Source organism: Streptomyces marincola (assembly GCF_020410765.1).
Classification (GTDB): domain Bacteria; phylum Actinomycetota; class Actinomycetes; order Streptomycetales; family Streptomycetaceae; genus Streptomyces; species Streptomyces marincola.
Genome location: NZ_CP084541.1, coordinates 3,908,342 through 3,920,000, shown reverse-complemented (window position 1 = coordinate 3,920,000; position 11,659 = coordinate 3,908,342). Strand labels below are relative to the sequence as shown.

Here is an 11,659-nt window from a genome sequence, read left to right as displayed (position 1 = left end):
TACCCGCGCTGCGGCTGCTCGGCCGGGACGACCCGCTGGGGCTGCCCGGCTGGGTCGACTTCCTGTCGCCCGTCGTGGCCGCGGCGATGTGCGGCCTGGCGGCGCTGCTGTGGCGGCTCGGCCTGCGGAGCTATCGGAGTACGGGGAGTTGAGGGCGGTGAACGGGATGGCGGATGGGCCGGACCGCATGGACGCGGGCGCGCGCGAGGACGCGCTGATCGAACTGGACGATGTCGAGAAGGTCTTCGAGGTGCGCCGCAGGGCCGGAGTGCTGCGGCGCACGCGCGAGGAGGTCAGGGCGGTCGACGGGATCTCGTTCCGGGTGGCGCGCGGCGAGATGGTGGGCTACATCGGCCCGAACGGCGCCGGCAAGTCGACGACGATCAAGATGCTGACGGGCATCCTGACGCCGAGCGGCGGGCGGCTGCGGGTGGCGGGGTTCGACCCGGCGCGCGACCGGACCCGGCTGGCGCGGCGGATCGGGGTGGTGTTCGGGCAGCGCACGACGCTGTGGTGGGACCTGCCGCTGCGGGACTCCTACCGACTGGTGCGGCGGATGTACCGGGTGCCGCGGGAGCGGTTCGAGGCGAATCTGGAACGCTGCGTCGACCTGCTCGACCTGGGCGCGCTGCTCGACGTGCCGGTGCGGCAGCTGTCGCTCGGGCAGCGCATGCGCGGCGACATCGCCGCCGCGCTGCTGCACGACCCGGACGTGCTGTACCTGGACGAGCCGACGATCGGCCTCGACGTGATCAGCAAGGCGAAGGTGCGGACGTTCCTGCGCGACCTGAACGCCGACCTCGGCACGACGGTGCTGCTGACGACGCACGACCTGACGGACATCGAGCAGTTGTGCCGCCGCGTCATGGTGATCGACCACGGGCGGCTGATGTACGACGGCGCGCTCGCCGGTCTGCACGAGGTCGGGGAGAGCGAGCGGACGCTGGTGGTGGACCTGGAGCGGGAGTCGCCGCCGATCGAGGTGGCGGGGGCGAGGACGGTGCGGGTGGAGGGGCCGCGGCAGTGGCTGGCGTTCCCCGCGGCGGCGAGCGCGGCCCCGCTGGTGGCGCGGATCGCGGAGGGGTACCCGGTGGCCGATCTGTCCATCAGGGAGCCGGACATCGAGGACGTGATCGCCCGCATGTACGCGATGGGGTCGGCCGGGGGCGGCGCGGCGGGGTGAGCCCGGGGCGGGTGCGGCGGCGCGTGCGCGGCCGGTGCGCCGGCGTTCGCGCGGGGCGGACGGACGTGCCGCGCGCGATCGGCTCGGACTGGCGCGGCGGCTCCCGGCCCCCGCGCGGGGGCCGGGAGCGCGGTTCCGGCCTGCCTGTCAGCCGCCGGTGGCGAGCTGGCGGCTGCGGTCGCGGGCCGCTTCGAGCGCGGCGATGAGGGCGGCGCGCACGCCGTGGTTCTCCAGTTCGCGGATCGCGCTGATGGTGGTGCCGCCGGGTGAGGTGACGGCCTCGCGCAGGGTGACGGGGTGTTCGCCGCTGTCGCGCAGCATGACGGAGGCGCCGACGGCGGCCTGGACGATCAGGTCGTGCGCCTTGTCGCGGGGCAGGCCGAGCAGGATGCCGGCGTCCGTCATGGCTTCCACGAGGTAGTAGAAGTAGGCGGGGCCGGAGCCGGACAGCGCGGTGGCGGCGTCCTGCTGGGACTCGGGCAGGCGCAGGGTCTTGCCGACGCCGTTGAAGATGTCCTCGGTGTGCGCGAGGTGCCGTTCCGTCGCGTGGGTGCCGCCGGAGATCACGGACATGGCCTGGTCGACGAGGGCCGGGGTGTTGGGCATGACCCGCACGACGGGCGTGCCGCGGGTGAGGCGGGATTCGACGAACGAGGTGGTGATGCCGGCCGCGGCGGAGATCACGAGCCGGTCGGCGGGGGCGTGCGGGGCGAGTTCGTCCAGCAGGGCGGCCATGTCCTGCGGCTTGACGGCCAGGATGAGGGTGTCCGCGGTCTTGGCCGCCTCGGCGTTGCCCACCGCCTCCACGCCGTGCCTGGCGCGCAGGACCTGGGCGCGCTCGGCGCGCCGCACGGTGACGAGGAGGTCGGCCGGGGACCGCCCGGCCCTGAGCATGCCGCCGAGGAGGGCCTCGCCGATCTTGCCGGCGCCGAGGACGGCGATCTTGTGGGTCATGGGGGGTCACTCACTCGCTTCCGGATGTGCTGAACGGATGGCGCGGCCCTCATCCTCGCACCGCGGCGGCGTCAGCGGGGCACGACGGTCAGCCGCACCGTGTAGTGCTCGGTCACGCGCCCGTCGGGGAATTCCGCGCCCACGGCCTCCTCCTCCGCGGCCAGGATCGGCCGGGCCCTGGCCGGGTCGAGGACGGCGAAGTAGGAGTGGGTGGCGAGGTTGGCTATGTGGGCGGCCAGCGGGACGACGCGGCTCCAGGACACCTCGCGGTAGGCGGTCGCGGCGCCGGGCCGCAGGGAGCGGACGATGTCGGGCGCGGTCCTGGTGACGTCCGCGGGGTGCTCGCCCGGCAGGGCGCGCTTGAGGCGCCGTTCCTGCGCGTCGACCCAGGGCTGGGAGCGGTCGCGCACGTTCCACCACAGGGCGAGCGCGCCGCCGGGGCGCAGGACGCGCAGCGCCTGGGGCACGGAGCGGGCCGGTTCCGTCCAGTGCCACGCCTGCGCGTAGGTGACCAGGTCGAAGGAGGCGTCGGCGAACGGCAGCGCGTCGCCCGAGCCGCGCACCAGCGGAACGTGCGGCAGCGCGGCCCTGAACTGCGCGGCCATGCCGGGTCCCGGTTCGGCGGCGACGACGTGGGCGCCGCGTTCGCTCAGGGGGCGGGTGCCGAGGCCGGTGCCCGCGCCGACGTCGAGCACGCGGGCCCCGGCCAGGGGGCGGCCGGTCAGCTCCTCGACGGCGTCGTAGAGGGCGGGCGGGTAGGTGGGGCGGAGTGCGGCGTACTCGGCGGCGACGGCGTTGAACGATGTGGCGAAGTCCCTGGTGGTGGTCATGCCGGGTCAACTCCCCCGCGGCGACCGCCTTGAACCGGGGCCGCCCGCGTCCTCCGGGCCTTCGGTGAGGCCGGTGACGGGCCGCGGCCTCGGGTGTTCGACCGGGAAGCCGTCGTTGGCGTAGTCGCCGCGCGGCGCGGGGCGCAGGCGGCGGAGGAGTCGGTTGAGGCCGCGCATGTCGGGTGCTCCTCTGGTGCGGGCGTCCGGTGGTGGGTCCTGGGTGTCAGTCGAGTTCGCGCATCATGCGCTCCATGGAGGCGACGGCCGCGCGGGTCTCCCCGAGCTCGTCGGTCCAGCGGCGCAGGATCTCGGTGTTGTCCTCAAGCAGGTCGGCGTACTTGGCGCTCAGCCGCCGGTACTCCTCCTCGCGCGCGGCGAGCATGCGGGAGCGCCAGGTGACGGCGATCTGCCAGACGACGACGATGAGCAGCGCGAACACTCCCGCGGTGCCGATGCCGGCCGCCCAGACGCCGGCCGGGTCGTCCGCGATCGTGGTCATCGAGTCGTTCACGGGGCTTCCTCTTTCCGCCGCCCGCGGTCGCCCTGCTCGGTGAGCGTCCCGGCGGCCTCCGCGACCGTGCGCGGGGTGAGCCGATAGATGAAGGGCGCCACCTCGAAGAACTTCATGGCCTTGCCGTCGTCGGACAGTTCCAGCGTGCCGACGACGAGTCCCGCGGCTTCGAGCCGTTGCAGGTGCATGTGCAGCAACGGACGGCTCATGCCGATCTCGCGGGCGAGCGCGCTGACGTAGTTCCGCCGGGCGGCGAGCGCCGCGATGATCCGCATGCGGTGCGGGTTGCCGAGGGCGGCCAGCACTTTCAGCAGCTCGTCGCCGTTCATCGCGGCCTTTCCGTTCCCAGGTGGTGCTCCGCCAGGCTCGCAGCGCCCCACCCACCTGTCAACGATGACTGACACATGTCCGGGGCAGGTGAGGGTAAACCCTGAGCCGGGCCAGGGGCGGCCTCAGGCGCGCCGGGCCCTGCCCTTCTTCCTGCCCTTGCGCGCCGGGTGTCCAGAACGGCGCTCGGTGCGGCGCCGGTACCGGTCGAGCGCGGCGTCGTGGTCGGCGCGGCGCAGGCGTTCCCCGGGCGCCTCGATCGCGCTGCGCAGCGCGTAGGCGAAGAACACGCCGACGAAGCCCACGACCTTGATGCTGCGGAACGCCGACTCGTCCACCGCGTTCTCCGGTGCGGGCCTGGTGTACCTGATCCAGGTGCGCAGGCCGGCCATCGCGGTGCAGATGGCGAAGGCGATGACGACCATGGCCCGCAGCCAGCCGGCGGTGCCGGAGTCGTCGAGACCCGCGTAGCCCAGCCACAGCACGGTCGCGCCGAGCACCGCGAGGAGCAGCGCGGCCAGGGTGAGCACGACGCGGCGTGCCATGTAGCCGCCGCTGCGGTCGACCCAGGAGACGCCGTAGAACCTGATGGGCTCCGGCCGGGGCTCGTCGTCGGCCGCGCCTCCCGGCGGGCCCTGCGGGTGCGAGATGGACATGCGAACGATTATGACGGGAAGGTTTCGGCGCCGTCCCGGCGGTTCCCGCGGGGCGGCGGCCCGGCGGTGTCGGACAGGGTCCTGGTCCGTTCCCGCGCGTCGGGCGGCGGCGGGGCGGCGGTTTCGGTTCCGGGGTCTTCGGCGGGTTCGGGTACCTGGGCGGTCGGGGGCGCGGTCGGGGGCGCGGTCGGGGGTGCGGTCGCGGTCGCGGGGAGGCGGGCCAGGACCCGGCCGACGGCCGCCGAGGCGGCGAACCCGGCGGCGACGACCGCGGCGCCGCCCGCCGCGTCGAGCAGGTAGTGGTTGGCGGTGCCCATGATGACGACGGTCGTCGACAGGGGGTAGGCGAACCCCGCGATCCGCAGCCACCGGTAGGGCGCGACGCGCCAGAGCACCAGGGCGCACCACAGCGACCAGCCGACGTGCAGCGAGGGCATCGCCGCGTAGGGGTTGGTGATGCCGGTGAGGGCGCCGTACCGCGGGTCGTTGAGGTCCTGCGGCCCGTTGGCGGTGTCGATGTAGCCGAGCCCGGGCATCAGGCGGGGCGGCGCCAGCGGGTACAGCCAGAAGCCGACCAGCCCGAACAGCGTGGTCAGGGCCAGCCACCTGCGGGCCGTGCGGTACTCGGCGGGGTGCCGCACGAGCAGCCAGCCGAGGATGGCAATCGGCACGGCGAAGTGGAACGTCTGGTAGTGCCAGTCGAACGCGTCGGACAGCCAACTCCTCGCGGCGACGGCCTGGTTGATGGCGTACTCGATGTCGATGCGCAGGAAGCGCTGGATGTCGAGGATCTGGTGGCCGTGCTCCTCGGCGGTCTCCCGGTCGCCCCTGGCATAGGAGCGCACCCACGAGTAGGCCCAGTAGCCGACGCGGATGAGGAGGAGTTCGAGCAGCAGGTTGGGCCGGGAGGCGAGGCCGCCGCGCACCGGGTGCGACCACAGCTCGGAGCCGCGCGGGAGGAACGGCACGACGCAGGCGGCCAGCAGCGCGGCGATGAGCGGGATGTTCTCGCCGATGACGGCGAGCGCGTCGATCTTCGGGACGAGCGCGGTGCCTTCGAGCGTGAGCGCGAGCACCGCGAACACCGGCCACATCGGCCGGTCGGCGGTGCGCCGGCCGGCGCGGCCGGCCAGGGCGAGCAGCAGCCACAGCTGCTGCTCCTGGCCCGCGACCGGGGTGGCCGCCAGGGCCGCGCAGCCGGTGACGGCGGCGGCCAGCAGCCGCTGCCCGTCGGCGGCGTAGCGCGCGGCGCGGCGCAGCGCGAGTGCGCACACGACGATGGCGAGCACGGCGAACGCGGCGACCTCGGCGGGTCCTGAGGCGCCGAGGCGCAGCAGCGCGCCGTGCAGCGACTGGTTGGCCTGCGCGTCGGGAGCCCCGCCGAGCCCGGCGCCGGCGAGGTGGCGCAGCCAGAACGTCACCGACTCCTCGGCGCGCGCGGTCCAGGCGAGTGCGGTGACGGCGGCGAACGCGCCGCCCGCGACCGCTGCCGCCCGGCGGCGGCCGGTGAGCAGGAGCAGCACGGCGAACAGGAGCAGCGGCGGCTGGAGCGCGCCGGCGAGCCCGATGAGCGCGCCGCCGGCGAGCACGGGGAACGTTCCGGCGGCGAGCGCGGGGAACGTTCCGGCGGGGGGCGCGTCGCCGGGGCGCGCGGGGGGCGCACCGCCGGGGGCGCGCCGCGTGGTGAGCAGCCAGCCCGCGAGGGCGAGCACGAGGGCGAGCAGTCCCGCCGTGACCGCGGTCGCGGGCCCCCGCACCGGCAGCGCCACCAGCAGCAGGCAGAGCGCGGCGGGCGCGGCCCACGGGCGGTGCCGCGCGGGGAGCGCGCGGGCGGCGAGCAGGGCGAGTGCGCCGAGCAGGCACAGGGTGGCGGCGAGCCAGAGGGCGCCGCGCACGCCGGGCGCCGGCTCGGCCAGCGGCGCGAGCAGCAGCCCGGCGGCGGGCGGGGCGGGGGCGCCGCCGCCCGCGTGCAGCGGGGCGCCGCCGGGCGGCAGGCCGGTGAGCCGTTCGTCCGCGTCGAGCCCGAGCACCGCGAGCACGTGCCGCGCGGTCAGCGCCCCGGCCACCGGCCACAGCGCCCATGCCGCCCACCGGATGCGCGCGGCGTTCCGGCCGCGTCCGGTCTCCGTCTCCGCCACCCCTGCGCCCTTTGCGTCACGGCCGTTGCCACGAGTTGTCGGCGGCCTGAACACCGCCTGAAGGGAACCTACCCGGCGGACCGGGTGAACCGGGCGGGCGGGGCCGGGCCACCGGGTGCGGGACTCGGCGGTGGCGGGGTCAGCCCTCGAACCTGCTGATGTCGCGGACCGCGCCCTTGTCGGCGCTCGTGGCCATGGCCGCGTAGGCGCGCAGCGCCACGGACACCTTGCGGTCGCGCGCCTGGGGCGCGTAACGCCCGCCGAGCGCGGCGCGGCGTTCGGCCAGCTCCTCCTCGGAGACCTTCAACTCGATGCTGCGGGCCGGGATGTCGATGCGCACCGGGTCGCCGTCGCGCACCAGGGCGATGGTGCCGCCGGCCGCGGCCTCGGGCGACACGTGGCCGATGGAGAGGCCGGACGTGCCGCCGGAGAACCGGCCGTCGGTGATCAGCGCGCACTTGGCGCCCAGGCCGCGCCCCTTGAGGAACGCCGTCGGGTACAGCATCTCCTGCATGCCGGGGCCGCCGCGCGGGCCCTCGTAGCGGACGACGACGACGTCGCCCTCCTTGACGCGCTTGGCCAGGATCGCCTCGACGGCCTCCTCCTGGGACTCCACGACGACGGCGGGGCCCTCGAACGTCCAGATCGACTCGTCGACGCCCGCGGTCTTCACGACGCAGCCGTCCTCGGCGAGGTTGCCGTACAGCACGGCGAGCCCGCCGTCGGCCGAGTAGGCGTGCGCGGCACTGCGGACGCAGCCCTTCTCGGCGTCGGTGTCCAGCGACTCCCAGCGTTCCGACTGGGAGAAGGCGCTGGCGGAACGCACGCAGCCGGGCGCCGCGTGGAACATCTCCACCGCCTCGGGCGCCGGCGAACCGCCGCGGATGTCCCACTTCTTCAGCCACTCGGCGAGGGAGTCGGAGTGCACGCTGTGCACGTCCTCGTTGAGCAGCCCGGCGCGCTGGAGTTCGCCGAGGATCGCGGGGATGCCGCCGGCCCGGTGCACGTCCTCCATGTGGTACGAGCCGTTCGGGGCGACCTTGCACACGCAGGGCACGCGCCGGGAGACCGCGTCGATGTCGGCCATGTCGAAGGCCAGTTCCGCCTCCTGGGCGGCGGCGAGCAGGTGCAGCACGGTGTTGGTCGAGCCGCCCATGCCGACGTCGAGCGCCATGGCGTTCTCGAACGCGGCCCGCGAGGCGACGGCGCGCGGCAGCACGGTGGCGTCGTCCTGCTCGTAGTGCCTGCGGGTGATGTCGACAACCGTGCGGCCGGCCTCCTCGTACAGCGCGCGGCGCGCGGTGTGCGTGGCCAGGACCGAGCCGTTGCCCGGCAGGGCCAGGCCGAGCGCTTCGACGAGGCAGTTCATGGAGTTGGCGGTGAACATGCCGGAGCAGGAGCCGCAGGTGGGGCAGGCGGCTTCCTCGATGCGCATCAGGTCCTCGTCCGACGTGGTGTCGCTGACCGCCTCGGACATGGCGCTGATGAGGTCGAGGTTGGAGCGGACCGTGCCGTCGACGAGCGTGGTCTTGCCCGCCTCCATCGGCCCGCCGGAGACGAAGACGGTCGGGATGTTCAGCCGCATCGCGGCCATCAGCATGCCCGGGGTGATCTTGTCGCAGTTGGAGATGCAGACCAGGGCGTCCGCGCAGTGCGCCTCGACCATGTACTCGACCGAGTCCGCGATGAGGTCGCGCGAGGGCAGCGAGTACAGCATGCCGCCGTGGCCCATGGCGATGCCGTCGTCGACCGCGATGGTGTTGAACTCGCGCGGGATGCCGCCGGCCTCGGAGATCGCGTCGGACACGATCCGGCCGACGGGCTGGAGGTGGGTGTGCCCCGGCACGAACTCGGTGAAGCTGTTGGCCACGGCGATGATCGGCTTGCCGAAGTCCTCGCGCGCTACGCCGGCGGCGCGCAGGAGGGCGCGCGCGCCCGCCATGTTGCGGCCGTGGGTGACTGTGCGGGACCTCAGTGTCGCCATGATCCGTTTCCTCTCGGTGCGAGCCCCTGAGCGGCTGGCTTCCGAGGCTACGCCTTCCGACCGCCTGCCGGGACACGCCGACCGCGATCCGGACACATCGGTGCGCGGCGGCGGCGCGGGAACGGCGGCGCGCGCCCCGGCGCGGTGCGGTCGTTCCGGCGGCGCGCGGTCGTTCCGGCCGGGCACCGGTCGTTCCGCTGACGGGCCGTCGCTGTGCCGGGGCGGGCGTTCCTACTGCACCGGGGCCTCCACCGGGTCGGCCGGGTGCGCGGCGAGCAGGGGCAGCGGCCTGGCGCCCGGGGGCAGCGCGGAGGCCGCCGCGAGGCGCTGCTCGCACAGCTCGACGAGCCGGTCGTACCCGGCCTTGCCCATCAGCTCGGTCAGCTCGGGCCGGTAGGTGAGGTACAGCGGCTCGCTCGCGCCGTGCGCCGCGGGCGCGCCGGTGCACCACCAGTGCAGGTCGTGGCCGCCGGGCCCCCAACCCCGCCGGTCGTACTCGCCGATCGAGACGTACAGCAGCTGCTCGCCGTCCGGCTGCTCGACCCACTCGTACGTCCTGCGCACCGGCAACTGCCAGCACACGTCCGGCTTCGTCGTCAGGGGCTCGCTGCCTTCGCGCAGCGCGAGGGTGTGCAGCGCGCAGCCCTCGCCGCCGGAGAATCCCGGCCGGTTGAGGAAGATGCAGGCGCCGTCCACGCGGCGGGTGCGGCGTTCATCGTCGTCGTCGAGCTCCACCCAGCCGTCGGGGCCGCTGCCCTCGGCGTGGTACTGCCAGGTCGCGGGGGTCAGCCGGGCCATGTGCCCGGCCACGCGCCGTTCGTCGTCCTCGTCGGAGAAGTGCGCGCCGAGCGTGCAGCAGCCGTCGGAGGCGCGCCCCGCCTGAATGCCCTGGCAGCCGCGGCCGAACACGCAGCTCCAGCGCGAGGTCAGCCACGTCAGGTCGCAGCGGAACACCTGCTCCGCGTCGGCCGGGTCGGGGAACTCGATCCAGGCCCGCGGGTGGTCGAGCGCCACCTCTTCGCCGGCCGCGCGACGGCGCGCCCCGTCGAGCGGCCGGGGAGTTCTGCCCGGCTTCGTCCTCTTCGTCTTGGCCACAACGCCAGGGTAGAGGGCGGGGTAGCGTGGACGCCCATGAGGCTCGGAGTTCTCGACGTGGGGTCCAACACGGTCCATCTGCTCGTGGTGGACGCGCATCCGGGCGCGCGCCCGCTGCCCGCCTACTCGCACAAGGCCGAACTGCGCCTGGCGGAACTGCTCGACGAGCGGGGCGCGATCGGCGGCGGCGGTGTGGACCGGCTGGTGGCGACCGTGCGCGAGGCGCTGGACGTGGCGGAGGACCAGGGGGTCGCCGATCTGCTGCCGTTCGCGACCTCGGCGGTGCGCGAGGCGAGCAACGCGGACGAGGTGCTCGCGCGGGTCGCGAACGAGACCGGGGTGGTGCTCCAGGTGCTGTCCGGGCAGGACGAGGCGCGGCTGACGTTCCTCGCGGCGCGGCGCTGGCTGGGCTGGTCGGCGGGGCGGCTGCTGATGTTCGACATCGGCGGCGGCTCGCTCGAAATCGCGTTCGGACTGGACGAGGAGCCGGACGCCGCCGCCTCGTTGCCACTGGGCGCGGGGCGGCTGACCGCCGCCCGGCTGCCGGGCGACCCGCCGTCCCCTGAGGACGTGCGGTCGCTGCGCCGCGACGTCCGGTCGCGGATGGCGCGCATCGTCGGGGACTTCACCCGGCTCGGGGCCGCGGACCGGGTGGTCGGGACGTCGAAGACGTTCAAGCAGCTGGCGCGCGTCGCGGGGGCCGCGCGGTCCGGCGAGGGCCTGTACGTGCGGCGGGACCTGGCGCGCGAGGACCTCCAGAAGTGGAGCCAGCGGCTGGCCGAGCTGCCGGTGCGGGAGCGCCAGCAGCTGCCCGGGGTGTCCGAGGGGCGGGCCAGGCAGCTGCTCGCGGGGGCCGTGGTGGCCGAGGCGGCGATGGACCTGTTCGGCGTGGAGACGCTGGAGATCTGCCCGTGGGCGCTGCGCGAGGGCGTGATCCTGCGCCGGCTCGACCGCATGCGCGCCGCCTGAGCCGGCGCGGGGCGGTGGCGGGACGGCGGCCGAGGGCGGCGTCCGGGCAGCGCGGACGCGGCTCGCGCCGGGCGTGCGCGCCGGCGCCGGGCGCGTACGGTGGATCGAACGACGCGCCGCCGCCCGGCACGTAGGCTTGACGCCGTGGCACATCAGGCATCCGTCCCGGACGCGAAGATCGCCCTGTCGACCGCGTCCGTGTACCCGGAGAACACCGCCGCGGCCTTCGAGATAGCCGGCCGGCTCGGCTACGACGGTGTCGAGGTCATGGTCTGGACCGACCCGGTGAGCCAGGACGTGGACGCGCTGGGCGAGCTGTCCGCGCGGCACGGCGTGCCCGTCCTCGCGGTGCACGCCCCCTGCCTGCTGGTGACGCAGCGCGTCTGGGGCACGGACCCGTGGGCCAAGCTGCTGCGCTCGCGCGACGCGGCCCAGCGGCTCGGCGCCTCGACGGTGGTGGTCCACCCGCCGTTCCGCTGGCAGCGCGCCTACGCCCGCGACTTCGTCCGGGGCATCCGGCGGCTCGACGGCGAGACCGACATCACGTTCGCGGTCGAGAACATGTACCCGTGGCGCTACCGCGACCGCGAAGTCCTCGCGTACGCGCCGGGGTGGGACCCCACGGAGAACGAGTTCCCGCACTTCACGCTCGACGTGTCGCACACCGCGACCTCGCGTTCCGACGCCCTCGCCATGGCGGACCGGATGGGCGAGCGGCTCGCGCACGTCCACATCGCGGACGGCAGCGGCTCGGGCAAGGACGAGCACCTCGTGCCGGGCCGCGGCAGCCAGCCGTGCGCCGCCCTCCTCGAACGGCTCGCGGCCACCGGCTACGGCGGCCACGTCGTCGTCGAGGTGAACACCAGGCGCGCGGCCTCGCCCGAGGCGCGCCGGGCCGACCTGGCCGAGGCCCTCGCGTTCACCCGGCTGCACCTGGCGACCGCGCCGCCCGCGGTGAACCGCGGCGGGGAGCCAGGGCCCAGGTGAGTGCCGGGGGCGGCCCGGCCCTCGG

General features: G+C 74.9%; 12 protein-coding genes (1 of these 12 only partly in view). 4 read left to right on the top strand and 8 right to left on the bottom strand.

Annotated features, from left to right (window positions below; translation table 11 throughout):
* Together LC193_RS17185 and LC193_RS17180 are read left to right on the top strand one after the other, a co-directional pair.
* On the top strand, positions 1–152 hold the final stretch of the coding sequence (locus LC193_RS17185; RefSeq protein WP_226078687.1) for an ABC transporter permease. The gene continues 613 nt to the left of window position 1, outside the view; the window shows 152 of its 765 coding nt (coding positions 614–765); the start codon falls outside the window, past its left edge; its stop codon occupies positions 150–152.
* Positions 153–166: 14 nt separating this feature from the next.
* The gene (locus tag LC193_RS17180; protein WP_226075222.1) at positions 167–1,183 is read left to right on the top strand and encodes an ABC transporter ATP-binding protein; all 1,017 of its coding nucleotides are present in this window, start codon (positions 167–169) and stop codon (positions 1,181–1,183) included.
* A gap of 147 nt (positions 1,184–1,330) precedes the next feature.
* Here the strand turns inward: LC193_RS17180 and proC are convergent, their stop codons facing one another.
* From proC to LC193_RS17140, 8 genes are all read right to left on the bottom strand, one after another.
* On the bottom strand, positions 1,331–2,137 hold the full coding sequence (gene proC / locus LC193_RS17175) for a pyrroline-5-carboxylate reductase (RefSeq protein WP_226075220.1): 807 nt from the start codon (positions 2,135–2,137) through the stop codon (positions 1,331–1,333).
* Between the two features lie 71 nt (positions 2,138–2,208).
* The gene (locus LC193_RS17170) at positions 2,209–2,967 is read right to left on the bottom strand and encodes a class I SAM-dependent methyltransferase (protein WP_226075218.1); all 759 of its coding nucleotides are present in this window, start codon (positions 2,965–2,967) and stop codon (positions 2,209–2,211) included.
* A 223-nt stretch (positions 2,968–3,190) separates the two neighbouring features.
* Positions 3,191–3,478 (bottom strand): hypothetical protein, encoded by a 288-nt coding sequence (locus LC193_RS17165; protein ID WP_404819430.1) that lies wholly within the window; start codon positions 3,476–3,478, stop codon positions 3,191–3,193.
* A complete protein-coding gene (locus tag LC193_RS17160; RefSeq protein ID WP_226075216.1) occupies positions 3,475–3,807 on the bottom strand; it encodes an ArsR/SmtB family transcription factor in 333 nt (110 codons plus the stop codon). Before LC193_RS17160 ends, LC193_RS17165 begins: the two co-directional genes overlap by 4 nt.
* A gap of 123 nt (positions 3,808–3,930) precedes the next feature.
* Entirely contained in the window at positions 3,931–4,461 is a 531-nt protein-coding gene (locus LC193_RS17155; protein ID WP_226075214.1) for a hypothetical protein, read from the bottom strand.
* 8 nt (positions 4,462–4,469) lie between these two features.
* Entirely contained in the window at positions 4,470–6,599 is a 2,130-nt protein-coding gene (locus LC193_RS17150; protein ID WP_226075213.1) for a phosphatase PAP2 family protein, read from the bottom strand.
* 139 nt (positions 6,600–6,738) lie between these two features.
* Positions 6,739–8,583, bottom strand: coding sequence for a dihydroxy-acid dehydratase (ilvD, locus tag LC193_RS17145; protein WP_226075211.1), 1,845 nt, complete (start codon positions 8,581–8,583; stop codon positions 6,739–6,741).
* A gap of 231 nt (positions 8,584–8,814) precedes the next feature.
* Positions 8,815–9,678 carry a hypothetical protein gene (locus tag LC193_RS17140; RefSeq protein ID WP_226075209.1) on the bottom strand — a complete coding sequence of 288 codons (864 nt, stop codon included), beginning with the start codon at positions 9,676–9,678 and terminating at the stop codon, positions 8,815–8,817.
* 36 nt (positions 9,679–9,714) lie between these two features.
* On the opposite strand from LC193_RS17140, the gene LC193_RS17135 reads away from it, so the two are divergent.
* A complete protein-coding gene (locus LC193_RS17135; protein ID WP_226075208.1) occupies positions 9,715–10,647 on the top strand; it encodes a Ppx/GppA phosphatase family protein in 933 nt (310 codons plus the stop codon).
* A 144-nt stretch (positions 10,648–10,791) separates the two neighbouring features.
* Positions 10,792–11,634, top strand: a complete 843-nt coding sequence (locus tag LC193_RS17130) for a sugar phosphate isomerase/epimerase family protein (RefSeq protein WP_226075207.1) — start codon at positions 10,792–10,794, stop codon at positions 11,632–11,634.
* Positions 11,635–11,659: the final 25 nt, after the last annotated feature.